At 42.4% G+C, this 26,706-nt stretch carries 20 protein-coding genes; 8 read left to right on the plus strand and 12 right to left on the minus strand.

Annotation, left to right across the window (positions count from 1 at the left end; translation table 11 throughout):
• The first annotated feature begins 558 nt into the window (after nucleotides 1-558).
• Entirely contained in the window at nucleotides 559-2,319 is a 1,761-nt protein-coding gene (locus tag ACVBIU_RS09700; RefSeq protein ID WP_447163638.1) for a beta strand repeat-containing protein, read from the plus strand.
• Nucleotides 2,320-2,386: 67 nt separating this feature from the next.
• Here ACVBIU_RS09700 and ACVBIU_RS09705 read toward each other — a convergent pair whose 3' ends face one another.
• From ACVBIU_RS09705 to ACVBIU_RS09725, 5 genes are all read right to left on the minus strand, one after another.
• Complete coding sequence (locus ACVBIU_RS09705) at nucleotides 2,387-3,301, minus strand: pseudouridine-5'-phosphate glycosidase (RefSeq protein WP_447160649.1); 915 nt, start codon at nucleotides 3,299-3,301, stop codon at nucleotides 2,387-2,389.
• Nucleotides 3,295-4,386 (minus strand): PfkB family carbohydrate kinase, encoded by a 1,092-nt coding sequence (locus ACVBIU_RS09710; protein WP_447160650.1) that lies wholly within the window; start codon nucleotides 4,384-4,386, stop codon nucleotides 3,295-3,297. The genes ACVBIU_RS09705 and ACVBIU_RS09710 overlap by 7 nt, the downstream gene beginning before the upstream one ends.
• Before the next feature lie 448 nt (nucleotides 4,387-4,834).
• Nucleotides 4,835-6,229 carry a glutamate decarboxylase gene (locus ACVBIU_RS09715; RefSeq protein ID WP_447160651.1) on the minus strand — a complete coding sequence of 465 codons (1,395 nt, stop codon included), beginning with the start codon at nucleotides 6,227-6,229 and terminating at the stop codon, nucleotides 4,835-4,837.
• Nucleotides 6,230-7,284: 1,055 nt separating this feature from the next.
• Nucleotides 7,285-7,491: a hypothetical protein gene (locus tag ACVBIU_RS09720; RefSeq protein WP_447160021.1), complete on the minus strand. Its 207-nt coding sequence runs from the start codon at nucleotides 7,489-7,491 to the stop codon at nucleotides 7,285-7,287.
• Between the two features lie 325 nt (nucleotides 7,492-7,816).
• Nucleotides 7,817-8,269 (minus strand): YaiI/YqxD family protein, encoded by a 453-nt coding sequence (locus tag ACVBIU_RS09725; RefSeq protein WP_447160022.1) that lies wholly within the window; start codon nucleotides 8,267-8,269, stop codon nucleotides 7,817-7,819.
• Between the two features lie 242 nt (nucleotides 8,270-8,511).
• Between ACVBIU_RS09725 and ACVBIU_RS09730 the strand changes: the two genes are divergently transcribed.
• From ACVBIU_RS09730 to ACVBIU_RS09740, 3 genes are all read left to right on the plus strand, one after another.
• Complete coding sequence (locus ACVBIU_RS09730; RefSeq protein ID WP_447160023.1) at nucleotides 8,512-9,189, plus strand: DUF2461 domain-containing protein; 678 nt, start codon at nucleotides 8,512-8,514, stop codon at nucleotides 9,187-9,189.
• A gap of 228 nt (nucleotides 9,190-9,417) precedes the next feature.
• Nucleotides 9,418-10,767 (plus strand): RsmB/NOP family class I SAM-dependent RNA methyltransferase, encoded by a 1,350-nt coding sequence (locus ACVBIU_RS09735; RefSeq protein ID WP_447163639.1) that lies wholly within the window; start codon nucleotides 9,418-9,420, stop codon nucleotides 10,765-10,767.
• A gap of 220 nt (nucleotides 10,768-10,987) precedes the next feature.
• Nucleotides 10,988-11,167: a hypothetical protein gene (locus tag ACVBIU_RS09740; RefSeq protein WP_447163640.1), complete on the plus strand. Its 180-nt coding sequence runs from the start codon at nucleotides 10,988-10,990 to the stop codon at nucleotides 11,165-11,167.
• A 91-nt stretch (nucleotides 11,168-11,258) separates the two neighbouring features.
• Here ACVBIU_RS09740 and ACVBIU_RS09745 read toward each other — a convergent pair whose 3' ends face one another.
• Together ACVBIU_RS09745 and ACVBIU_RS09750 are read right to left on the minus strand one after the other, a co-directional pair.
• A complete protein-coding gene (locus ACVBIU_RS09745) occupies nucleotides 11,259-12,908 on the minus strand; it encodes a sensor domain-containing diguanylate cyclase (protein WP_447168802.1) in 1,650 nt (549 codons plus the stop codon).
• 530 nt (nucleotides 12,909-13,438) lie between these two features.
• Nucleotides 13,439-13,978 carry a YfaZ family outer membrane protein gene (locus tag ACVBIU_RS09750; protein WP_447160027.1) on the minus strand — a complete coding sequence of 180 codons (540 nt, stop codon included), beginning with the start codon at nucleotides 13,976-13,978 and terminating at the stop codon, nucleotides 13,439-13,441.
• A 426-nt stretch (nucleotides 13,979-14,404) separates the two neighbouring features.
• Here ACVBIU_RS09750 and ACVBIU_RS09755 point away from each other — a divergent pair, with 426 nt between their 5' ends.
• Together ACVBIU_RS09755 and ACVBIU_RS09760 are read left to right on the plus strand one after the other, a co-directional pair.
• Complete coding sequence (locus tag ACVBIU_RS09755) at nucleotides 14,405-15,487, plus strand: DUF4382 domain-containing protein (protein ID WP_447163642.1); 1,083 nt, start codon at nucleotides 14,405-14,407, stop codon at nucleotides 15,485-15,487.
• A 183-nt stretch (nucleotides 15,488-15,670) separates the two neighbouring features.
• Nucleotides 15,671-16,153 (plus strand): glutathione peroxidase, encoded by a 483-nt coding sequence (locus ACVBIU_RS09760; RefSeq protein ID WP_447160029.1) that lies wholly within the window; start codon nucleotides 15,671-15,673, stop codon nucleotides 16,151-16,153.
• Between the two features lie 1,817 nt (nucleotides 16,154-17,970).
• Here the strand turns inward: ACVBIU_RS09760 and ACVBIU_RS09765 are convergent.
• The gene (locus ACVBIU_RS09765; RefSeq protein ID WP_447163643.1) at nucleotides 17,971-19,758 is read right to left on the minus strand and encodes a M1 family metallopeptidase; all 1,788 of its coding nucleotides are present in this window, start codon (nucleotides 19,756-19,758) and stop codon (nucleotides 17,971-17,973) included.
• A 142-nt stretch (nucleotides 19,759-19,900) separates the two neighbouring features.
• Here ACVBIU_RS09765 and ACVBIU_RS09770 point away from each other — a divergent pair, with 142 nt between their 5' ends.
• On the plus strand, nucleotides 19,901-20,785 hold the full coding sequence (locus tag ACVBIU_RS09770; protein WP_447160031.1) for a collagenase: 885 nt from the start codon (nucleotides 19,901-19,903) through the stop codon (nucleotides 20,783-20,785).
• A 113-nt stretch (nucleotides 20,786-20,898) separates the two neighbouring features.
• Here ACVBIU_RS09770 and ACVBIU_RS09775 read toward each other — a convergent pair whose 3' ends face one another.
• The 4 genes from ACVBIU_RS09775 to ACVBIU_RS09790 form a co-directional block, all read right to left on the minus strand.
• Nucleotides 20,899-21,870, minus strand: coding sequence for a PstS family phosphate ABC transporter substrate-binding protein (locus tag ACVBIU_RS09775; protein ID WP_447160032.1), 972 nt, complete (start codon nucleotides 21,868-21,870; stop codon nucleotides 20,899-20,901).
• A gap of 180 nt (nucleotides 21,871-22,050) precedes the next feature.
• The gene (gene phoR, locus ACVBIU_RS09780; RefSeq protein WP_447163644.1) at nucleotides 22,051-23,361 is read right to left on the minus strand and encodes a phosphate regulon sensor histidine kinase PhoR; all 1,311 of its coding nucleotides are present in this window, start codon (nucleotides 23,359-23,361) and stop codon (nucleotides 22,051-22,053) included.
• A gap of 112 nt (nucleotides 23,362-23,473) precedes the next feature.
• Entirely contained in the window at nucleotides 23,474-24,163 is a 690-nt protein-coding gene (gene phoB, locus ACVBIU_RS09785) for a phosphate regulon transcriptional regulator PhoB (protein WP_447160034.1), read from the minus strand.
• A 275-nt stretch (nucleotides 24,164-24,438) separates the two neighbouring features.
• Entirely contained in the window at nucleotides 24,439-25,389 is a 951-nt protein-coding gene (locus ACVBIU_RS09790) for a porin (protein ID WP_447160035.1), read from the minus strand.
• 289 nt (nucleotides 25,390-25,678) lie between these two features.
• Between ACVBIU_RS09790 and rdgC the strand changes: the two genes are divergently transcribed.
• Nucleotides 25,679-26,590 carry a recombination-associated protein RdgC gene (gene rdgC, locus ACVBIU_RS09795; protein ID WP_447160191.1) on the plus strand — a complete coding sequence of 304 codons (912 nt, stop codon included), beginning with the start codon at nucleotides 25,679-25,681 and terminating at the stop codon, nucleotides 26,588-26,590.
• Nucleotides 26,591-26,706: the final 116 nt, after the last annotated feature.

Here is a 26,706-nt window from a genome sequence, read left to right on the forward strand (position 1 = left end):
ATCCCTAAGCAAAAGTAAAAAGAAGTATCAGTAAATAGCCAAGATTTCATATCTTTAATATCACCTAATACCCACTTAACGCCCAATCCTTATCGAACCAACGACAATTAACGACTGAGTAGCGATATCATAAACAAATTGCAACATCTATTCACCCCTTGATATCACTATGTATATCAGTAACGAGCCAACTGTTTGTCTCCCCCTCACGAGCAGCTCAAGGTAAGCGCCTGTTGATGACATATTAATCATACCAGTACGACTAAAGTGATAGCAGCAAGCGCAAGCCCAATAAATGCTCACCAACAATAATTACGTTAACCCACTAAAAAATTAGATAAAACACTGAAACCCCAACAAAAGGCAGTAGACAAAAATACTAGCTTACGAATCTAAATTAGTAGTTAAGAATCACAGCTTTAATACCAATGCTGGACGCTACAAACACTCCTGACCTGCATACTCATCGGCAAGTACAAAGCTCATAATGCCGCTAAAACACAGATCTACAGAATTTAAAACTGGACTTTTACATTAATCAAATTAAGGATATGACTCATGAGAAAGCTACTCCCTATTGCAGCCGCTGTCGCAATCGCTCTAAATCCAGCGTTAGCCCTAGCTAATAATGCAACTATTAGTCAAGATGGCAACTCAAACACAGCATCTACAACTCAATCTGGTGCAGCTCAGCTCGCTAATACTAGCCAGGTAGGTAACGGTAATACCGCTACAGCACTCCAGTCTGGTGCAAACCAAACAGCGACAATCACTCAAGAAGGTGATAACAATACCACTAACACGACACAGTCGGGTTCTGCTCAAACTGCAACAGTGAGCCAAGTGGGTGACGGTGATGGTTCAACAGTCAATGTGACTCAGTCTGGCCTGGGTCCAAATTCTGCGATAGTAAACCAGGAGCATAACTTCAATAGCACGGCTGATGTTATCCAAGACGGTAACAACAATAGCGCGATAGTTAATCAGTTACATGTCAATGATAGCGCTGCAAACGTAAGCCAAACAGGCGACACCAACAGCGCTGATATTCGTCAGCATGGTTTTGGTATTCATAACCCAGCAGGCGCAACAATTAGCCAAAGTGGTCAGCGCAATACGGCTTCAACCAATCAAGATCTATCTACAGATGCATTGGCAGACGTAACACAAACAGGTAACGATAACACTGCAACCGTTAACCAATTAGCCGATTCTGTAAATTCAAAAGTATTTGCAACTCAAACAACAAACAACGCCTCAGTTATTGCGACGCAAACAACGGCTGATAACTCTACCATTACGACATTGCAAGAGAGCGACTCTAACTCAAGCATTACCGCAAGCCAGTCTAACGGTACAGCTAACACCATCAATGTGACTCAAACTGATTACACGACAGACTCTACAGCCTCTGTTAGCCAAAATGGCAGTAATAACAGCATGACTGTTTTCCAAGAGCACGCCTACACCTCTAACGTTACCGTTTCACAAGACGGTACAGGTAACATGGGCTCAGTCAATCAAGAGCACGTAGATAACAGTGCAGCCTCTATCAGCGCAACGGGCAACGACAATTCAACGGTTATTCGTCAGTTTGGTTTTGGCTGGCACGAGCCTGCATCAGCAACAATTACCACAACGGGTAACTCGAACAACGTCAATATTAATCAAGACACTTCGTTTGAAGCTATGGCTACTGTAGAGCAAAATGGTGATAGCAACATTGTTGATATTGACCAAGTAAACGAGTCAGATAACTCTGTTGTCACAGTAAAGCAACTCAATGCGAGTGTTAGCGGAAACGTGACTGCACAACAAAATGCAGCTGCGGATTCAAGCATTACAGTTGAACAATCAGGTGTTAGCGGTACATTTACTACCGTTAACCAGCTAAACGGCTCAGAACTAACGGCTTTAGTGACTCAAACAGATACTATTGGTGGCTCAGTACTCATCAACCAAGAAGGTGTTGATTTAGATGCGACGGTTACTCAGAGTGGTGAAGCTAACAACGCGGATATTATGCAAACCAGCACGTTAAACGTCGCTAGCGTTCAACAATACGGTGAATTTGGTATGGCCGACATAGACCAAACAGGCGCTGATAACGAAGCTTTCGTTAACCAACTTGGCGGTGAATATAACGATGCGTATATCGATCAGCAAGGTGATGGCAACCTAGCTAATATCACCCAAGACGGTTTTGGTGATATTGCTGCACATAATACTGCAACGATTACTCAGTATGGTACAGGTGATACAGCATCTATCACTCAAACGGGTGGATTCGGTAACACGGCAACTATCCTACAGAACTAATATTTTTGTAGCAAAAAAGGGGGAGCTAATTAGCTCCCCCTTTTTTATTTTTACTTTCAAAAACAGTTTACTTCGCGTATTCAACCGCAATGCTAGCCGCTAGTTTTGCGTTATTAAACACAAGTTCAATGTTAGCCGCTAAGCTGACGCCTTTTGTGGTTTCTGCCACTTTAGCCAGTAGGAATGGCGTTGAAGCCTTACCAAAAATACCTTTACTGTCCATTTCAGCAACAGCATCTGCAATCACCTGGTCAATCATAGCTCGGTCTAGCTGGTGTGCTTCTGGAATTGGGTTAGCGATAACCAATCCGCCCTTTAGGTCCATATCCCATTTAGCTTTCATTGCTGCTGCAATTTGCGCAGGGGTATCTAGCTGGTAATCAACACCGAACTCACTTTCACGGGTATAGAAAGCGGGCAAAGTACTAGTTTGATAACCAACAACAGGTACACCTTGAGTCTCTAGGTATTCAAGGGTTAAACCGATATCCAAAATAGACTTAGCACCAGCGCACACTACCGCTACGTCGGTACTGGCTAGCTCTTGAAGATCGGCAGAAATATCAAACGTTTGTTGTGCACCACGATGTACACCACCAATGCCACCAGTAGCGAACACTTTTATCCCTGCCATTTGAGCTAAGATCATCGTCGATGCGACAGTCGTTGCACCATCAACTTGCTTAGCAACAATAAATGGAATGTCACGACGGCTTGTTTTAATCACATCTAAGCCGGCTTTACCTAGGTATTCGATCTCTTCATGAGTCATACCCACTTTCAAGCGACCCTTTAAAATAGCGATAGTTGCGGGTACGGCACCGTTATCACGAATAATCTGCTCTACTTTAAGCGCCGTTTCTACGTTTTGCGGGTAAGGCATGCCGTGAGAAATAATGGTCGACTCTAATGCAACGACTGGCTTACCTGCTGCTAATGCGGCTGCAACTTCTGGATTAATATCTAGGTACTGCTCTAACATAACGACTCCTTGATAACGCGCTTAACGGAAATTTCTGACATATTAGGGTTTATAGTGGCTAAGTGAGATAACGCGACAACCGCGGCTCCCATAGCAAATTGTGTAGATTCTTCAGTGTCCCACTCTTGGATCCAGCCATGGGCTAACCCCGCGAGGAAAGCATCTCCCGCGCCATTTGCGTTGACCATAGACACCGTCATAGCAGGGACTAAGGCTTGTATGCCCTCATCGCTATAAAACACGCCATCTGCGCCTAGACTTAAGAAAATGCGTTTCACGCCTTGGCTGTGGAACCAATTAGCTAATTGAGGTAATTCATCATGACTCTTAATACTAATTCCAGAAAGTTGCTCGGCTTCTTTAAGGTTTGGTTTGAGGGTGTGAATGGAGCTTAAGAATGGCGCTAATTTCTTGGCCTTTGCACAAGAAACGGTATCAACAAAAATAGGTCTGTCGGAGAAGTTACTTAAAATATATTCCAAAGACTCTGCCGAAAGGTTGGCATCGACAATAATCAGCTCTGCTCGTCTTAACACTTCTTCGTGAGTCTTTAGCACAGCTACGCTTAGCCTGTCTAAAATAGCCATGTCATTGATCGCAACATGCATATCGCTGTCACCATCTAGCACTGAAAGGTAAGTTGATGTGGCAAATTCATCCAGATGAATACAGCCTTTCATATCAATGCCGGCTTGCTGACACTGACTCATGATCATCTGACCATAAGTGTCTTTTCCTAACGCACTAATAAGGTGAGTATCAGAGCCTAATCTAGCTAAGTTTTCTGCGATATTTCGGCCTACCCCACCCGGTGAGCAAGTTACGCTACCAGGATTAGAGTCGCCTACCTGTAGGGTATGTAGAGGGCGCCCAAGAATGTCCATATTGGCACCACCGATAACGATGGCGTAGCGAGATTCAGCAAGAATATACCCTTTACCTTTTATCACACCTTTATGGGTTAAATTCATGATGTGCCCGGCTACAGCAGAGCGACTAATCCCTAATTGATCGGCAATATTTTGCTGCGGGATCAAAGGATCTTGTTTAAGTAGTGCTAGTATCTCGAGTTCGCGTTCTGTCATTGTTATTATCCCGTCGACACGGCCAAACAAACATTTGTTTGGATACCAAACTTTAGTTCAAACTTATGCTAAGGGTATGCTTAATAAACTGAATAATCAACAGCTACGATCTGTAAAAAAGGGATTTGTGATCAAAGTAGTGAAACGACTTTGTCTAATATTTGGCGGGTATGACGTAATAGGAGTGAGTTACCTGTTCGGAAATCACGAGATAAAACAATATTCCTTGCCAAGAACCAAGCCTGTCGCAAAGGAGTCGGCGCAGCAGCTGATCTCAAAGCTATTAATAACCAAAAAATAAAAATGATAGAATAAAAATAGAATAGAATACGAAGGGGGTTATCGGCGAAATAACTAATAAAGAATTAATCGTTCAGAAAGGTACATCACGATAGAGCGGACTAAGCTGTATAAAAAAGGCCATCTTGGTAGATGGCCTTCAAATTAGTTAACCGTGATTAAAGCCGGATGACTCTTCAGAATCACTATTATGAGAAATAGGATGCTTAGCAAAGAACTCAACACAATGCTTTAAGTCTACTACGAGCAAGTCTGCTTGGTCGCGGCTAAAGCCATGACGAACCAAAATACGCATAATGACAAGGTCTTCTCTTTTCGGTGGCATAGCATACGCCGCTATCTGCCAACCTCTAGAGCGAATACGATCCGAGAGATCAAATAAGTTGAATCCAGGGTCAACCCCCTCTTTTAATGACCAACTCATCGCAGGGATCCCGCCATGACCATCATAGATAATTTCGAACATACCCAACTTTTCAATCTCACTCGACAGGTATTGAGCTGTGTCATAACAAGACTGATGGATCTTTCTGTAGCCTTCTTTACCTAAGCGTAAGAAATTATAGTATTGAGCCACGATCTGCCCACCAGGGCGAGAGAAGTTTAGCGCGAAGGTCGGCATGTTACCGCCCAAATAATTCACGTTAAAAATTAGGTCTTGATCTAATGCTGAAGCATCTCGCCAAATAACCCAACCTACACCTAGAGGGCTCAAGCCAAATTTATGCCCTGATGCATTAATTGACTTAACGCGTGGAAGTTTAAAGTCCCATTCGAGATCCGGTTGACAAAATGGCGCTAAAAATCCACCACTAGCAGCATCTACATGAATAGGAATATCAAGACCGGTATCTTGCTGGAGTTTATCGAGTGCTTCATGCACCGCTTTTACTGGTTCATATTGACAGGTGAAGGTGACGCCTAAAGTGGGAATAACACCGATGGTATTTTCATCGCATCGCTTAATCACTTCTTCAGCATTCATAATTAAGCGATCGCCTTCCATCGGGATCTCACGTAATTCAATATCCCAATATCGAGCAAACTTATGCCAACACACTTGCACCGGGCCACAAACCATATTGGGTTTATCAGTCGGCTTACCCAAGGCTTTCATTTTCTTGCGCCAGGCCCACTTAAGCGCCATACCGCCTAACATCGCCGCTTCGCTTGAACCGGTAGTCGAGCAACCTAAAGTATTTTCCGCATCCGGTGAATTCCATAGATCTGCGAGCATATGCACACAGCGGGCTTCAAGTTCTGCTGTTTGAGGGTATTCATCTTTATCGATCATATTCTTATCGATACATTCATCCATCAATTGATGGACTTCATCTTCAACCCAGGTTTGACAAAATGTTGCTAAATTCTGGCGAGAGTTCCCGTCCATCATTAGCTCATCGTGTACAATTTGATATGCATGACGAGGATTATTTTCCTGATCAGGCATCTTATATTTCGGCATAGATAATGCTAAATCTGTCGATGAGAAAATATCATCGAGAAGGTCGTCTCGCACAGAATCTTTTGCATGAAGAGGCATTGTATTTTACTCCATTGAATTAAATAAAATTTCCTACTCGCTGGTGATGCACAGCTGACCTAATCAACATAGAAGATAGTTAGACTGTCTGCAATACACAATTGAAAATAAATCAAAAATAATGACCTTACTTTAATATGAAAAACCACATTAAGTTAAAAACGCAGCAACAAATAACACCGCTGAAACCAAGAGTGGTTTTTTCATCTAAAAAGGAAACCTTGGAATAACCTTAAGGCAACCATACAGACCAAAGATACAGCTTAATTTACAACCAACTAAACAGCTAGTAATTAAAATATTTTCTATCAACAGCTGGTATGGACTCATCTAATTAACAAGACTCACTTCAGTATTTTCTAACTAGGCTTAAACCGAACAGTATAAAGAAGTGATCGACTCAGAGTGTTTTAGCACACTAATTCAAGGCAAATGAATGTGAAATGCTCGTCCTTTTTTGCCCCGCCATGCAACGAAGAAGTAAGCTGCCCAAAATACGCCGACAAGGCGATATTAAGCACTTCTGATGTGTACGAGCTTAAATCTAGATTAACTATGCTCGTGGTGAGCAGCATGAACTTGTATATCTCTGACATACATTAAGACACTTAATCCACAGGGACTGTGTGACTGTATGACTGTGGGACAGGGAAAATGCCTTTAAAACGCAGGAACGCTTCAGAGCGTGGAGGTCAGTTGCGTAAATGTCGTTAATGCTGCCTTATAATAGTTATAGTTATGGTTATGGTTATGGTTATGGTTATGTTTATGTTTATGTTTATGTTTATGTTTATGTTTATGTTTATGTTTATGTTTATGTTTATGTTTATGTTTATGTGAGGCAGAGTAATGCAGGAGCCGTTACCGAGGAGTAATTAATATTCTTGCCCAGAAACGCTGCACTCTCGCAAAGCGATCACACCTTTATACTGATTGGTATCATTCAAGAAAGCCGTTTTCAATTAATCATTGGAATTATCTCAATGATTAATGGGCTTCAGGGCTTCCCCATTAGATGACGTACTTATTAAGCCTTAAGCATTGATGAATCGCCATTAAGCATCTTCTTCATGCATATAGCTTTCAATTAAGGTAATTTGCTCAGCGAGTTGCTCCTCAATCTTGACTAATCTATAGCAACCATGTGGTAATGTTTCGAGCCTAATGCTATCACCAGCTCCGATGTTCAATTGCTCCACGACTTCAGCCGGTAATATTAAGCCTAGATCGGTACCTATTTGGCGGATTTTAATTTCGGTCATTTTTCTACCTACTCTATGAAAAGTACCTCAAGCCATTCATTGCTAATACACAGAACAACTATCCACGTACTATTATCAACTTCGATTACTGACATTATAGTAAAAGCTAATCAGCTCGCCTGGACAGTTTTCTTATCTAACATAAAATCGACAAAATACGACTGATAAAAAGTGATTCGCTGCCTCTACAAAAAGTCACCTCCTAAAAAAGCATTAGGGCTAAAAACTAAAAAAGGAGAGCTATTTGCTCTCCTTTCACACTTTCAAATATTATTAAACATCTCTAGCATTCGTTTGCCGCTACTATCACTTAGTCATTTAGACGTTAGGGCTTATGATGTTTGGTAATAAACCGATCTAACTGATTACCGAATGCTTGCTTATCACTCGCACCTATCGCAGCTGGCCCACCCGTTTGAACGCCACTGGCACGCATAGTGTCCATAAAATCACGCATATTTAAAATTGATTTGATGTTTTGCTCGGTATAGAGCTCGCCGCGAGGGTTGAGTGCCACACCGCCTTTGTCGATAACTTCTGACGCCAGTGGAATATCTGCTGTGATCACTAAATCACCTGCGGTTAACAGTTTGACGATTTCATCATCGGCCACATCAAAGCCTGAAGAAACAGTAACAAGGTTGATATAGGGAGATGGCGGTATACGCATCCAATGGTTAGCCACCAGCGTTACTTCTACTTTGGCTCTGTCTGCCACTCTAAATAACATCTCTTTAATTACACCCGGACACGCGTCTGCATCGACCCAAACTTTCATTACTGCTCCTAATTTGTTCTTTATAGATGACCGATTTAATGATTGAGCTATGACAGGCAATATGCCATGTCGCTAGGCCCAAGGCTTGAGATCAAGTACAGGCCAGATTTAATCAGCCACATTTTAACAGCTATCGCCCTTGAATGAGTAGCAACAAGTACATTGACTAAGTTAGTATTTATTCCGACTGGTATTATTTAACAGCTTCATCTTTCCCCCATCAACCAAGGTTGTGTTTTCGAATGAGCGTATTTACTCCTGAGTGTTTTGATTTTTTAAACGAGCTTTCAGTCAATAACGATCGAGAATGGTTTAAGGCTAATCAAGCTCGCTATGAGGATAATGTACGTACACCTGCGCTAACATTTATCGAAATGATGCAGCCACATATACTCGCACTTTCACCCAGATTAACCGCAGTCCCGAAAAAGGTGGGTGGCAGCATGATGCGACCGCAACGAGACAGTCGTTTTAGTAAAGATAAAACCCCCTACAAAACCAATGTCGGCATCCAGTTTAGGCATTTTCAAGCCAAAGATGTGCATGCCCCCGGTTTATACCTTCATCTAGCCAACGATAGCTGTTTTATCGGGGCTGGAATTTGGCAGCCACAATCACCAGCCCTAAACGCTATTCGCAGTTGCATTGATGAAAACCCCAACGGCTACAAAAAAGCACTGCGGGAACTCACTCACTATGACTTTGAAATGCAAGGCAGCCAACTTATTCGACCACCGAAAGGTTATGATAAAAATCATCCTTTGCTTGATGAGCTAAAGCGAAAAGATTTTATCGCAATAAAGCCGCTAACTATCGAGCAAGTGTGCGCGCCTGACTTTGTTGAACAATGTGCGAGTGAGTTTGTCTCTTGTCAGCAATTGATGCGCTATTTGTGCTTCGCATTAGATTTAGATTACTAAACGAATAAGCGAATCATTAGAGTCAATAACCTCAGTATCGATAGCGGTGGCTCGTCACACATTCAAGTCGCACCGGGTTGAGTCTGTTACTATTAGCTACTTTCTCAGTTCATTAGCAAATACCATGAGGCGTTTCTATTAAGCGCCTCTACACTCAGCAACAATCTCTGCTACAATTGCGCCAGTTTTTATTTCCAGCCCAATACAGGCTACTTCAGGCACACTCTAATGATAGAACCGTCATCATCTCCTCAAGATGCTTTCCAAGCACAATCTCCGGCGCAAAAACGAGCGTTAAGCTATAGCAATACCATACATCAGCTCTTTTTAAGTGTGATGCATGAAAAACTGCCCGCCGACCGCATTGTTGGAGAGTACTTCAGAACCAACAAGAAACACGGTTCTAAAGATAGACGTGTCATTCGAGAAAGCCTATTCGCACTGTTTCGATGGTGGGGTTGGCTCAAGCAGATCCACACTAGCGAGCAACAAGATCCTAGCTGGTTTGCCTGCTTAGCAATAGTGGCGGAGTTAGAGGCTCATAAATGGACTCAGTTTAGCGATGCCTGGCGTGAATTTGCCAATCAGTCAGAGCAATTTAACTTAAGTGCCACAGAGCAATTGTTCCCAAGTATCGGTGAAAAGTGCCAACGAGTAAGACAGCAGCTCAATGATGACAGCATTAATGAGCAACAACTATTACCTCAATGGTTTTGGCAAGTCGCTCAAACTGATCCCACAAAACAACTCGCAATTGTTGAGGCTATGTGCACTCGCCCGCCAATTTGGGCTCGCGCGCAAACACTAACCCAACAGCAACTTATCGAGTCACTTGCTACCGATGACGTTACCGCTATCGCCAGTGAATACTTTGATGATGCAGTAAGCCTTGGACATAAGAGCATTAACCTCAATGCTATTGGCGCCTATCAACGCGGTGAACTAGAGATCCAAGATCTAGGTTCACAAGTCATTGGCCGAATTTGTAACCCTAAAGCTGATGAAAAGTGGTGGGATACCTGTAGCGGTGCCGGTGGCAAGTCACTACAACTACGCTCATTAATGCTTAAGCAGGACCATGAGGCTCGCGGTAGCATCGTCTCATCAGATATTCGTCGAAAGCCGTTAGAGGAATTAACCAAACGTGCTAAACGTGCAGGTTTTAACGCTATAAGTATTGCTCCGTGGAAGAGTGAAGCACTGCCAGTACAAGCCGAGTCTTTCGATGGTGTCTTAGTCGACGCGCCTTGCAGCTGCACAGGCACATGGCGACGTAACCCAGATATGCGTTGGCTCGATGATGCAAGCGTGGTGACAGATAAGCACACCCTGCAGTTAGATATATTAAGTCGCAGTGCTAAGGCCGTTAAGCCGCAAGGACAACTCGTGTATGCAACCTGCTCGCTCTCGCCGATTGAAAACGAGCAAGTGGTCAATGCCTTTTTGCAATCTAACCCTGAGTTTGAATTACAAACATTGACTCACCCATTCACCGGTGAGCAAGTCAACATGCTGACTATCTGGCCTCAAGAGGCCGACACTGACGGCATGTTCGTTGCAAAAATGTCCAAACGATAACCGTCGTTAGCGGGGCTCTTTGCCTTCAAAGACATTTTCAATCCAGATGTTTCAATAAAAACGCCATCTCTTGTATGGCGTTTTTTTTCGAGCAATATTCTCACCTGTATTTCGTCATTTACTTGTCACTTTAATTCGCTAAAATCAAACAGAAACTAGGCTGGCTTGCCATAATCACAGCCCGCTTAAAACAAGGTTAAGTAAGACTGGAATTTAGAGCATGAGAAATACATACGATTTTGTTCAAGACAATGACTGGGATGATGATTTTGGTCCAGATTTAGATGAAATCAGCAAGAGTAAGCGTAAAAAGCAGCGTCGACGAGAACAGAGAAACAACTCTAAACGCGTTGATAATGATACTGAGTTTTCACCTTATAACGGCAATGAATTAGTTTAAAGAAGCCAACTAAAACTAAGTTTACAGGCTCTTTCTCTCTAACGATTGATTAAGAGCTGTAAACGTCTAATTGTAAGGCGTAACACTCAGCCTATATTTGACTTAAGCTTTGTGCATAACGTTCTCGGCGCTTAACACTTTGATCTTTGTATAAACGCTGCTCAGCTTGCCTTAGCCATTGACTGCTATCATTCACATCCGTATTTAAGCTAACACCAAGATGGATACTCATATCACTATAATGTTCGATTAAATAACCAGATTGGATCCGTGAAACTCGCTGCTGTATCTTTTGCAGCAACTCAGCCTCACACACAATAACGAAACTATTGTCTGCTATGCGATAGGTATCGATTAACTTACTGTCGGTGTCGTCATAAGCCTGACGGAGATAATCAGCCACACCACAAATAACCTTATCGACCTCATTATGACCCAGCTTTCGAGTGAGTAGCGTCACCCCCTCTAACGACACTAAAACCAAACATAATTGATTCGATGCTTGAGCACCAAAAGGGATCCCCCTCTGCATACCTTCATCAAATGCAAAACGATTCGGTAATCCTGTGAGCTTATCGGTGCGGGCATTTTTCCTAGCGACTTCTAATGTTTCGATGTGGCGCTCTTTCTCTTCGGACAGCAGACGAATTTTATAGGCTAACGCAAATGATAATAACAACGCATCGGCAGTACCTCCCACTAAAGTAGCCAGTTCTGCGTTATCAAAAAAATCAGGTGTCAGCCCCATATTTCCCGGCAAGATAAGTACTGCCGGTAACAGCAAACAAGTAAAGGCTAACAAGAAATATCGCGCTGGGGGAAACCCTTTTAATAGACAGACATTACCACAAACCATCGCCAACCCGATCCATAACATGATCAATACTGAAGCGATTATCGCCGTATAAGAGACCAGGTATATACTCGTTGGCAGGGCTATAATACATAACCACATTAGCCCTAAGCTTAGACGCCATAGTTTCGGTGACAACTCAGCAAGCTGCAAAAAGTGTATGTAAAATAATATATTAAATATTGGTAAGCTAATAAAAAACAGGTGGTGTAACTCCAAGCCATGAAAATCAAACAGGTGTGCAGGTAGATGAAAAGTGAGCGCCCAGCCAACCAAATAACATAAAACGTAACAAGCATAATAAAGAAATGCTTTATCACGAATAGACACAAAAATGATCCCGTTATATAGCGCAATAAACAGTAATCCACCTAAACAAAGAATAATAAACAAGGCATAGAGATCTGACTGGTGCTTATGTTCTTGGTATTGTTGAACTTGCAGTTTCGGCTGAGATGAGAAGTAACGACTATTGACTCGAGCAACCAACCAGTAATTAACACCTATGTTCATCTCTACGCTTCTTGCGTAATCAAACAAGAACTCGTAAGGGGCATAATAACCACTGCTGAAATATTGAGTTGAGCCGTCCTCGCCGATTAACCAATAATCAACGGACTCTATAATAGAATTTTTGACATTAACCGCCCAGTGCGTGTCATAGCTGTTAACCATAACACCTGCCACCATCCAGTAGTCACCACCATTAAGAGATACGCTACCGAGTGGTTTTTTTGTTTCCAACCAAGAGATAGTCTGCTCAAAATCTTGTGGCGCTTCATCTTCTGCTTCGGCACTAAAAATTATGGTCTGTTCGAGCATGGCTTCTTGCTGAGCATAACTCACATCACTCAATCCAAATACTGACAGTAACAGCAGAAGTCGCATTAATATTTTTATTGGCATTAACCAAGTAACCTATCAGTTTTATATCGGTCGAAGGATGCGTTAACTCGCACTTAAGCAACAAAGTGTGACAACAGTTTACATAAACAACAAATAAGCAGCAATTCAATTAACTGGCTCACGCTCGCCTATTTCACTTAAGGTTGAAGTTTTGAGCGCTGCTCACAAAGAGGCATACGCGGTTTGAATGCACAGCTTTGTGCAGCCAAGAATGGAGTAAGTTATTTTGAATGCACAGCTTTGTGCAGCCAAGAATGGAGTAAGTTATAACGAGGAAAACTCTAGCTCCAAAAAAGCATAACTGATTGATACAAATGAAATTGGCCCGATGCGCAATAGGAAAGTAAGAAGTTTATCTGCTCTGGTCTTGAGGCAGTCTTGATATGGTATTGATATGGTATTGGTATGGTATTGGTATGGTATGGTATTGATTTATATTAGAATCGCTTAGGCTCGCTCATGGCCAGCCTAAGCAGGGTTAACATCTCATAAAATCGAGAGTAAGCCGTTCTTTAGAACGATGCTTTTGCTCCAATATAGAAGCCCGAATCTAGCGTCGAATTTGATGCATTATCATACTGCAGACGAATATTTCTATAACCCGCAAATAGGGCTAACGCAGGGTTAAGTGCATATTGCACCTTACCATCTAACTGCCAGGATCCATCGATATCGCCAAATGATAATACCGAAGGAGAATAGTAGCCCGAACCATGAAGAGACACATTTGAGCCTAGGTGCATGGCATAACGCCCGCCTATCCCGACAAAATTGCCATTACTGCTGCGCTTCGACCACACTTGAGAAAACTTGGCGCCTAACTCAAATTGGTGGATCCCAGCGTCATGTTCAATATGCATCGCACCAGACAACATTTGCCCGCCCGTATCAGCATAGATATATTCAACAGATGCATTAACATCTTTATTGACATTAAACTTCAGCTCGGTCGACAACATGTCGTCATTAAGCCCAAAGGTAAAGTCTGTCGCATAGGCATTGATAGACAAAGCACTCAGTAAAAGTGTTGCCATTAAGGTTTTAGCTGTCATTTATGATCCCGAAACTTGTAAACTTTCGGCAAGCATACACAAAGGATTAGCGCTTTTTTATATAAACCTTGTCTGAAACCTTGCTTTTAAATGAGCGTCAACACAAATCAAACCAATAGGCAACAAGCAAAACTTAAGCAACACATCCGCATCCAGATGTAACAAATCAAGAAATGTTAATTTTGCCTGTTAATTCTTTATGTTAGCGAAAGCGCTAGCACTACAGAAATCTTTTACTGAAAAAAGGCTAATCTCGTTTTCTTAATGTGATAATTTAAGCCCCGCTTTATCGATTATTCATCCTCAAAGCCTTTACCAGCTTAGGATTGAAACAAGTCTAGTTGAATTTAAAAAACGCGATAATATTAGGCAACAACTATACAACTACTATACTAAGTTATTAGAAAGAAATGCTTTGGTGTACAGATGAAACAGTTAACATTATCCCCTCTCGCAATGGCTATCACCATGGGCTTGATATTATCAGCTTGTGGCTCCGACGGTGACGCTAGCAACCCAGTGCCAGATCAAGGCATATTTAGCCTTGGGGTGTCAGACAATCCAGCAGACGCAAACATTGTTAACGTGGCTTTTAAGCAAGTTGTGTTAAAAAACAGTGACGGTGCGATCTCATTCGATGTTTCCACGGATGATGACGGGCTACAGCACGTCGATCTGTTAAGTTTTCAGGGGCAAGCCGTTGAAACTCTAGTCAGTGGCCAGTCCGTTCCTGTGGGTGAATACCAGATGTGTATTTACATGGAGAATAACACCATCTCTAGCGATGACAGTTCCTACGTACTTAGTGGCGCAACTGAAAATGAAAATGGTGAGTTTGTTGGTGGTGACATTGAAGGCTTAGTCACCAACAGTAATGGTTCTTGTGGCGGTATTGGCGCCGAGGAAGACAACACGGGTCGCCTCTTCTTCAATAAATCATTTACTATCGCAGCGGGTAACAATAACTTTGTGGCTGAGTTCAACCTCGCTAAAGGCCTTCAAGCGCCACATGGCAATAAAGAATATTGGACACTAAAACCCACTTCAGTGCAGCTCGTTAATGCATCTGAGGTTGGTGCTATTCAAGGTCAGATCAGCCAACAAACCATGACCAACTGTGAAACTAGCGCTGGAGGCTCAGTGTTTAGCCCTGCGGTATACCTGTACCCAAGTGAAACAGAGCTGGATCAGATGGCAGATTTTAGAACCGGTCCAAATATTTTAACTCAGGTCGCCCCCATCACATCAGCGAGAGTTAACCCTATCCTAGATGGCAGCGATAATGTCACTGGTTATGAATACGAATTTGGCTTTGTGGTCGCCGATACCTATAGTCTTGGGTACACCTGCCTAGCACAAAACGATGATCCAGAAGAGTCTAATCTGCGTGAACCTGATGATGGTAGCCTGCCATTCTTTATTGACTCAGCAGAGCAAGCTGTCACTGTGACCGCTGGCGAAACGACGGAACGCAACTTTCCCGAGTCATTTGCCCCTGTAACACCTTAAGTCCCACTTTATTACAGCGATTAAATAACCACGATAAAGGGCGCTCATAGCGCCCTTTCACTCTCATTTTATTGCTTACTTCAAGGGTAACAATCAGCAGCGAGTTGTTCATCTTCCATCAAACTCATTGCACAAAAGTAAAAAATGTCGATAGAGTATGACTAACGACACAAGGAGAAAATGATGACAAGTTCAATTTATGATTTTGCAGTTAAGGATATTCAGGGGAAAACGGTTTCACTGGCGGACTTTAAAGACAAAGTCGTCTTGATCGTCAATACTGCCAGCGAGTGCGGTTTTACCCCTCAATATAGAGAGCTTGAGGCTTTGTACCAGAAACTTCAATCGCAGGGGCTTGTCATACTCGGGTTTCCCTGCAACCAGTTTGGTGAGCAAGAGAAAGGGGATAGCCAAACCATTAGCTCATTTTGTGAATTAAATTTTGGCGTGACGTTTCCACTATTTGAAAAAATTGAAGTCAATGGCACTAACACGTCACCTCTCTATGCGTATTTAAAGCATTCCGCTAAAGGCTTACTCGGCTCTGAAAGAGTAAAATGGAACTTCACTAAATTTCTAGTCGATAAACAGGGCAAAGTAACCCAACGCTTCGCACCAACCACTAAACCGATGGCGATTGAAGCTGATATTTTAAAACTACTGTAGCTCTTAAAATTAGCTCTTAAAATTAGCTCTTAAAATTAGCAGCTTAGAATAATCTTAAAAAAAGATTAAATATTACACGTTATTTTTTGAACTTTAGCGAAATACTCGCCTCTAACTTTTTGAGCATTGAGTTTTTCATGTTCATCATTCTCCCTGGGGCTTCTAGCGCAGCCCCCTTGATCTCAATGTAGATCAATCAGGCAACCCCTTGGGTTGCCCTTTTTTTTGCTCGTCATTGGCTGTTTTGAAAATATTTGAAACCCAACTGAACTAATCTGAAATTTCACACTCTGACTATATGAACCGATTCTCGTTAAGTGAATATTTAAGTCTTGAGGCTTTAGATGTTGGCTTAACCTTAGTTTCATTGTTCATCATCATTCCCTTGGCATTCCCATTAGGTTTGCCCTTGGAGATAAACGGTTAGCTAGCGCATAAGCTGTTTATTTCTACTTAGATATTGTTATGGCAACCTGCTTAGGTTGCCATTTTTTTATCTGCAACTTGAAGAAATCGCCCCCGCAATCATACCAATCAGTATAGGAAAGCGATCGACTACTCTAGCCGCTTATCAGCGCCTCAGTGCATAATCCTTCTCTTAAGAATAATCTATCTCATGGCTTAGCACTGCTAGTTATTCCCCACAACACCGTCATTGAAAACCGTCACAAAGAAAACCTGATGAGTCTTAGTCTTTAACATTTGCCTTTAAAAAGTCTTTGACAATAGCCGCTAAAACGATTGAGTAAGCTCAATCGGCACCTAATCCTTATCTTTAATTAACATCATAAAATCAGCGATTTAATTAAAAATGATGCGCGCGCGGGAAAATAAATTCAGACAAATTGCAACTTATGAGGAACTAACTCAGATTTATCGACTCTGACTATATGAACCGATTCTCGTTAAGTGAATATTTAAGTCTTCAAGGATTTAGATGTTGGTTTAACCTTAGTTTCATTTTTCATCATCATTCCCTTGGCATTCCGATTAGGTTTGCCCTCGGAGATAAACGGTTAGCTAGCGCATAAGCTGTTTATTTCTACTTAGATATTGTTATGGCAACCTGTTTAGGTTGCCATTTTTTTTGCCTGCAACTTGGGTGAAACCCGAGTACTCAACGCCATAAAGTGCCTCTAGCCTCTAAAAGTGAATCTCTTTTCTAATAATGCATCTCTTTATAGTCACTCTGTTTTAATCCCTTTTTCAAAATACTTTTTTCTTAACGCCTTTTCTTAATGCCTTTTGGGGATATATTTGTTCAATAGGTTCGCAGAGTAATATTCCGGTCATGGCCTAACACTGCAAGTTAATCCTCGCAATACCGTCATTGAAAACAGTCACAGAAAAACCTGATTAGTCTTCGCCTTTAACACTAGCCGCTGAAACGATTGAGTAGAATTAACACCAAACTATTAGCTTCAATCACGTCAATCACGTCAATCACGTCAATCACTATCTAGCTTTTAATTTTAAATTAGCGCTTGAAACCGGAGTGTTAATTATCCTTTTAAATTAGTAGCTTATGTGAATAATATTTCGATGGTGGAAAATAAATGCAGATAAATTGCAACTTATGGGGAACTAACTCAGATTTATCGACTCTGACTATATGAACCGATTCTCGTTAAGTGAATATTTAAGTCTTTAAGACTTTAGATATTGGTTTAACCTTAGTTTCATTGTTCATCATCATTCCCTTGGCATTCCAATTAGGTTTGCCCTCGGAAATAAACGGTTAGCTAGCGCAAGAGCTGTTTATTTCTACTTAGATATTGTTATGGCAACCTGATTAGGTTGCCATTTTTTTTGCTTTTTTACTTACGTTTCAGTAGTTGATCTAACATCACCGCAATCGAAGGGTGATAGCCATCTCGTGCTTTAGCATATATTTGCTGTACTTGACTCTCAAACCCAGCCTTAATGAGCTCTGCGTAAAGTGGTTTCACAAACTTGCCTCGACCAATTTTGATAAGGTATGCGCTCACCGCATCGAGCACCTGCTCATAGCGGTTACGAATAGCGACTCTAAACCAATCACAGGCGATCTCTGCATTGGTTGTCTGTGTTAGACCAAAGGTATTATCTAAATCGGCCAAGGCGTCATGGGACAATTGCTGCGGTAAGTTGGTTAAGAAGTACTGCCAATGATGCACGCGCCAGCCCTCAGTCATCAGGCTAGAGGCACTAGCGCCATCATCAAAGGCACGTAGCGCCATGGTCACCTTATCTAAGCTGGTTGATTTTGGCTCAACAAACCAGCTTGGCATGCCTTCACCATAAATCCACTCCATCATCTCAGCTTCACTGATCTTATCGGCGTGAGTTTTTAACAACGTTTGCTTAGCATACTCAACAAAGGTTTCGGTAGTGATCGCTTCAAATGCAAAGGCTTGCACGTAATCATATAAAAATGCATCAAACGCTGTTCGCCCAAGACGCTTTTCAAGATCATGAACAAACATTGAGGCTTTATCGTAGGTAAATCGATTAAAAGCTTCATTAGGATCTTGCTGCTGCATATTTGCAGGTAGTGTCTGCGCTTTTATTGCTGTCGTAGAAATCGCCTCTTGCAGACGACCATTTTCGAGTACCACTTCAAGCTCAGCGAGCTCTTTACCATAAACCTCTTCAACAATACGATTAGTAAAATAAGTGGTAAAGCCTTCATTTAACCAAAGATCACGCCACGTCGCATTACTCACAAGGTTTCCGGTCCAAGAATGCGCCAGCTCATGAGCAACTGTCGAGACTAGACTCTTATCACCCGCAATCAAGGTCGGGGTCATAAAGGCCAGCCTAGGGTTCTCCATGCCACCAAATGGAAAGCTAGGCGGCAACACTATCATGTCATAGCGACCCCACGGATACGGCCCGAGCAGCGACTCTGCAACCTCTACCATACTTTCCGTGTCTTCAAACTCTGCTACCGCAGCGCCAACCACTTCAGGCTCAGCATACACACCTGTTCTAGGGCCTAATTCACCAAACGCTAAGTCACCAACTGCAATAGCGAGCAGGTGGGTAGGCATCGCTTTTTCCATGGTAAAACTAAATTGCCCCGTTAATGGCGCATTAGCATCATTCATTGCACTCATCACCGCTCGCATGCCTTTTGGCGCATTAATTACCGCATCAAAGGTGATTCTCGCTTTAGGTGTATCTTGCAAAGGGATCCAACTACGGGCGTTAATGGGTTGCGACTGACTAAATAAAAACGGTAAGGTCTTGCCACTGGTTTGTTGCGGCGTTAACCATTGTAGGCCTTGCGCCCCCGGCGATGTACGGTAATGGATAACCACACTCGCTACACTTTCTGAAAGTTGAATATTAAGTCGTTGCCCTAAGATCTCATCTTGCTTATCCAGGGTAAATGCTAATGCTTGTTGAGAGTCAGAGTAAATCCCTTCGATGGTTAGATCACGGGTATCTAACCATAGCTCGCTTGTCTGTTTGTCAATGTAATCTAGCTGTAATTCGACCTGCCCTGCTAATTGCTTAGTATCAAAATCCACATCGAGTAAGAGCGACAAATGCTTAACTCTGACCTGTTCGGTATTCGCAAACGAGTGGTAATCATGATTATTATCCCATTGCTTTAACACGGCATATCCTTTTTAAGTAACTGATTATTTGATTGCATTTTAACGCTATTTGATGTGAATTAAAGCCCAGTTTGACATCAATAGAGCTAAATGAAACACTTGTGAATATTGTATGCAAAACTATAAATCAGAGAAAGCCTCAATGAAAAATAAACATGCCTTACCCGTCCTTGCTTTTATGTCACTACTTCCTACAGTCGTTCAAGCTGATGAAAACGCTAGCCTAGAGAGCGTGTTAAACCAAAACCATGCCTGTAGTGATACTATCGTTATTCGCTCGCAAGCCTTAACAAAAGATCAGATCAGCTCTGCGTGCGAATTGTTAGTAAGACAGGAAACTAACTTCCATAAACTATTTGGCACACAAAACAAACCTGTTGCCGATGACAACAATCACAGCATGCGTGCCAATGTCTATCACTCAAGGGAAGATTATGTTGATCATGTCACTAACCACTTCGACGTGCCTAGCGACAACGGTGGCATGTACTTAGAAGGCTTGCCTTGGAAGAGCGATAACCAAGCTGAATTTGTTGCCTATGAGAAAAAAGGCCAAGTCTGGAATCTAGCACATGAATATGTGCATTACCTCGATGGTCGTTTTAATCTCTACGGCGATTTTTGCCTCTCACTACATGACTCCCACAGTGGCCCAGAGTATTGCCCTAAGCCTGCGCCGCTTTACCCACACACGGTTTGGTGGAGCGAAGGTGTCGCTGAGTATATATCCCTTGGTGATAACAACCCTAAAGCCCTGGCTTTAATTGGCAGTGAACAAAGCTACACCCTGAGTGAGATCTTCAATACAAGCTACGAGCAAAATGGCGGCACCGATAGAGTTTATCGCTGGGGTTACTTAGCTGTGCGCTTTATGATTGAGAACCATAAAGATAAGGTTGATACCATGCTTGGCTTTACTCGAAAAGGTGACTACCCACGTTACCAGGCATTGCTGGCGGGTTGGGGAACAGATATGGATGCTGAATTTGATGTGTGGCTTAAACAGCTTAAAGCTGCGCAAAAGTAGTTACCTCTATTAGCAATGATAGCGCAGGCTAAAGAAATCATTAAAAAAGGCCTCTATTTAGAGGCCTTTTCTTTGTTCACTATTCATCGTTTAAGATGAGTGCTAACTCATCATTAAAGACGAATGCCAGCTTTAGCTAAATCTTTTGCGATAACGCTGCGTGGTAGTGCAACATAACCGTCTTTTTCAACAATTTGTTGACCTTGCATCGATAGTACGTAGCGGATGAATTCGCGATCCATTGGCGATAGATCTTTGTTTGGATGCTTGTTCACATATACGTATAGGTAGCGAGACAGTGGATACTTGCCCGTTGCCGCATTGTCTGCAGTAGCTGGGATATAGTTTGTGCCTTTTTTAGAAATCGCAACCGCTTTAACGCCAGCAGTCTTATACCCAATACCCGAGTAACCAATCGCATTAAGTGATTGAGAGACAGACTGCACGACTGAAGCTGAACCTGGCTGCTCGTTTACGTTCGCTTTAAAGTCACCTTTACATAGCGCTTTCTTTTTGAAGTAACCGTAGGTACCAGATACTGAGTTACGACCGTAAAGCTGTATATCTCTCGCCGTCCAGCCGCCATCAAGACCCACTTCACCCCAACGAGTAATATCACCGCCGCCACATTTATCAGTAGAAGAGAAAATACCATCGATCTGCTCAATGCTCAGGCCTTCGATTGGGTTATCTTTATGCACAAATACCGCTAAGGCATCAATTGCTACACGAATAGCCGTTGGCTGGTAGCCATAATGCTTTTCAAATGCTTCAACCTCGTTTGGCTTCATCTTACGGCTCATTGGGCCGAACTGAGAAGTACCTTCCGTTAATGCTGGTGGCGCAGTAGAAGAACCTGCAGCTTGAATTTGAATATTAACGTTTGGATAAAGCTGCTTAAAGTCTTCAGCCCAAAGCGTCATCATGTTCGCTAATGTATCTGAGCCAACAGAAGATAAATTACCTGACACGCCGCTCGTCTTTTCGTAAGTTGGTAAAGACTGGTCGATTTCAGCCATTGATGCTGCAGAAAATACAGTCGCTGCAGTAAAACTTACCGCGCCAACAAGTTGTTTCAGTTTCATTCTTTGCTCCAGTGTTGATATCTTAGTATTTTAAAACGCTGTCAGTATTGACTCCATTGATGACAAGTCTATTACTACTAAGTGACACTTCGATGACAAGCCAAACAAATTTAGACCTATTGATAAAAAAAACAGGCATAAGCCTGTTTTTATATGACATTTATTTTAAAAGCAGCCGCATTATTCGTGATCTGGCACCGTATACTCAATTAAGTTTTGCGGGATCACAAAACTAAAGGTACTGCCCTTACCCAACTGACTGGCAATATTGAGTTCACTTTGGTGATGATGCAGCGCATGCTTGGTGATCGCCAGCCCCAGACCTGTACCACCGCACTGGCTTGAGCGCGCACTATCGACTCGATAAAAACGCTCGGTTAACCGACCAATATGCTGCGGTGCAATCCCCTCGCCATTATCTTTAACACTAAACAAACCACCAATGGCAATCTTGCGCCAGCTTATCTCAATTTTACCACCAGGTTCAGTATAGCGAATCGCATTAGAAATCAGATTCGAGCACACACTCCTGAGCTGTAATTCATTGCCATATACATCAAGCCCAGGCTCACAATAAAAACTAATGTCATACTGCTCTTGCGCCAAGGCTAAGGCTTCATCACGCAAGATATCTATCATCTGCGACATACTAACCTTAACCTCTAAATTCACATCGCTGGCATCTTCAATTCTTGATAATGCCAGCAGCTGCTCAACCATAGAGCGCATTCGCGTTGTTTGCTGCTGCATCAGCTCCATCGCCCTGACATTCGGCGAATCTGGTTCAGCCATAGACTGCATCATTTCCAAGTAACCTTGCAGCACTGTTAATGGCGTTTTTAGCTCATGAGATACATTGGCGACAAACTCTTTACGCATCCCCTCGAGCTGACGAACTCGGGAAATGTCACGGGCAATCAATAACAGTTGACCTGCACCATAGCCCATAATCCGGATTTCAAGAATATGCCCTTCAGACTGAGGCGACGCTAACTCTAACGGCTCTTGGTATTCATTATTTTTAAGATAAGCGGAAAAATCCGGATGACGAATAAGATTATCGATCCGCTGCCCATTATCTTGTGGCCATACAAAACCTAACAGCAATTGCGCCAGTTTATTACACCACAAAATATTATGTTCAGAGTCTAATACAACTGCTGCGTCAGGTAGTGCTTCGGCACCTTGCCTGAAACGTCCAAGTAAAAACGCAAGCTGTGACACTCGTTTACGATTTTTTCCTTGTAAGCGATAGATACCATTAAATACCCCTTCCCAACTGCCACTGCCATTTGGGGGGGTAAGACGGCGATCATGCCATAGCCAAAAATTTAAACGAGATAATTGGCGATAATGCCAAATTAACAGAGAAATCGATCCGAATAACAAAATCCAAATCACTTCACCGACAAGCAAACCGACCAACAAACACAAAGCCAGATAAATCACCAATCGGGAAACTAAACGGTACCCAGAATATGAATCAAACATGTGTTACCAATATAACGACCATATGGGAGGACTCGGCACAAGATAGCGTAAAATCAACCTTGTGCCTATGGGGTATAATACCAATCACATATTTAGTACGATTGATATAAAACTAAAGTCTGGTAGAGAAACGATAACCAGCACCGCGAACGGTCTGAATAAGGCGATCGTGACCTGATTGAGTTACCGCTTTTCTTAAGCGTCTAATATGTACGTCAACAGTTCTATCTTCAACATACACGTTAGTCCCCCAAACATTATCGAGTAGTTGCTCACGGCTATACACGCGTTCTTGGTGGGTCATAAAGAAATGCAATAATCTAAATTCTGTGGGTCCCATATCAAGCACGTCTTCACCGACAGTGACGCGGTGACTAACAGGATCCAATTGCAGGCCTTGAACATCGATAGGATCTTCTAGGCAAGTAGGCGCACTACGGCGCATTACAGCTTTAATCCGTGCCACTAGCTCTTTAGGTGAAAAAGGTTTAGTAATAAAGTCGTCGGCGCCGACTTCCAGGCCACGTACCTTATCTTCCTCTTCGCCACGCGCAGTCAACATGATAATAGGAATATGACGAGTGAATTCGTCTTGGCGTAAGCGCTTCGCTAACTGAATACCGCTACCACCAGGGAACATCCAATCGAGCAATACGAGATCCGGGTAAGGCTCAGTTAACATATCGAGTGCAGAGTCATAATCCTCAGCAGCGACAGTGGTATAACCATGCTGTTCCAAAACAAAAGTTAACATCTCACGGATGGCTAACTCATCTTCAACTATCAAAATCCTTGCAGTCATAATCGATCTTCTATCAGTGAATTTCTACGATGCTATTATTGGTCACTTTTGTGACATTAATATTAAACACCGAGATATTTTGCCATATTAAACGATATTTTTGTCATAAATATTACTTTCCGCTTATACCAAGTTTCCATTAGCTAGCAGTGTATTTATTTATGTACAGATGCCGCTAGTCTATAGCCGAAAGCAAACATAAAATATGCCATTAAACAGCATACTTAAGCCCAGATCAAAAAAGGGGCCTAAGCCCCTTTTAATAAAGTTTCAGCTTAGAACTTGTGTTCTAGACCAATACCTACGTAGTTGTCGTCGTTTGAAACCTTCTCATATGAGCGACTGGTGTAGAACGCGAATAACTTAGTTGGCTTACCTAACTTATAATCGCCACCAACTGACCAAGAATCACCCTTATCTTCCATGTCTTGATACTGCGCTTTTAATACAATCGCTTCAATTTGGTAAGCTGCACTTAACAGGTAACCTGATTTGCTTTTTGCACCAACGGTTGCCGTGCCGTCAATTTCATACGTCTCTTCTTGCTGCTGGTACATACCACCTAGCTTAAGCCCAGCAATTTTACCTTGAACCGTTGCACGTACAACTTCATAACCTTTTACGTCTGCATCATAGGCAACAGAAGCAAAGATTGGTGAGTTCTTCAGCTTGGCATCACCGTACATAGCCGCAACACTGTATCCATCTTGTCCGTATTGCGAGCCTGCACCGTCAGCAGCATATGTCACACCGACTTTGAAACCACTAAATGAAGGCGTTACATAAGTTGCTGTTTGTTCAATACGGTTTTCACCTTTAAACAAGTTTTTCAAGTCACCAGATAGGTCATTGAACTGGTCAACTTTACCTTGTGAAATCTTAAGCATGGTATCGTTACGACCTACAGAGAATGCACCGAAATTACCTTTAAGACCAACAAACTGGTTACGCGCTTCAAAGTTATTTTTACTTGAGTCACCCGTATCAACTTCATATTCAATCGTGTAAAACGCTTCAAGAGAGTTGCTTAGTTCAAAAGCACCTTTAACACCAAAACGAGAAGCATTAGATTGAATCGTCGTTGTTGATTCATCATTTACATCGTTTGACTGTGCAGTCACATTTAGCTTGCCGTAAACCGTAAGAGGGTCCGCAGCATAAGCAGAAGAAAGTGTTGCAGTAGCAAGAGCTGAAGCCAGTAGAGTTTTACAGAAAACGTTCATCATTTAATCCTTTTGACGTTATTCGTCTTAGTTATTGGTTCGGACGAGCGCCATAATGAAGATGATTTGTTGCATTTTTATTTCAGCAAAGAGTGAATAAAGACATATTTATTAAATCTTGAGCGACTGAGATCCGCTAACCCAGAGCTAGCGTGCCTTTTAGCCAAAGTGTAAGAAATGTGACACTTTAATGAAATGTCGCATAATGAGGATCCAAGATGGCAATGAGGCGGTTTACCCGAACCGGACAATGCCTTACACTGCGGCTTTAATTTTGATTGAGCACTTATCTATGTGGTTTAAAAATCTAACTGTATACCGCTTTAACAAGCCTTTCTCTGTTGACCCTGATTCACTAGAAAAATCACTGGAAGACTTCACTTTCTCTCCTTGCTCAAGCCAAGACATCAGTAAATTTGGATTCTCTAAGGCCATGGGCAAGCATGGCGAAACTTTGATCCACACCGCTGGCGACAGACACCTAATCTGCGCGACTAAAGAAGAAAAGATTTTACCGTCTCAAGTAATCAAAGAAGCACTTGAAGAAAAAGTCAGTCAAATTGAGGCTGAAGAAAACCGTAAACTCGCTAAGAAAGAAAAAGACGCACTTAAAGATGAGATCACCACGACCTTATTACCACGTGCTTTTTCTCGTCGTAGCCAAATTCGTGCATTGATTTTACCTGAAATTCAAATGGTGCTCGTTGACAGCTCTAGTGCAGCTAAGTCTGAAGAACTAATGGCTTTATTGCGTAAAGCAATTGGCACGCTACCTATTATTCCAATCAGCTTTAAGACGCCAATTGAAACTCAGCTAACTGAATGGCTAAAAGAAGGCAAAACACCACCCGCCTTTGAAATGCAAGATGAAGCTGAGCTTAAGAGCGATTCTGACGAAGGCGGTATCGTTCGCTTTAAGCAGCAAGACTTAAGCGAAAACGAAGTACTGGCACATATTGAAGTCGGTAAGCAAGTGCATAAGTTAGCACTGCATTTTGGTCAATCAATTGCGTTTGTATTGCAGTCCGATGCCGCGATTAAGCGCCTTAAGTTCTCTGAAGAGTTTAGAGCTGATAACGACGACCTAGGCAACGACGACCCGATGGCAAGACTTGATGCTGACTTTGCATTAATGAGCAGCGAGCTTATCGCGCTTATCAATGCGGTTGTTGAGGCGCTTGGTGGCCTAGAAGACAGTATCTAATAACGCTTGCTATTACCCAATAAAAAGGCGCCAAATGGCGTAATGCCGTTCACTTAAGGTGAACGGCATTTTTATTTTTGGCATACCGTTGAGGCCTTGGTTTTACTGTTCTGGGG

Source organism: Shewanella sp. 30m-14, assembly GCF_052977125.1.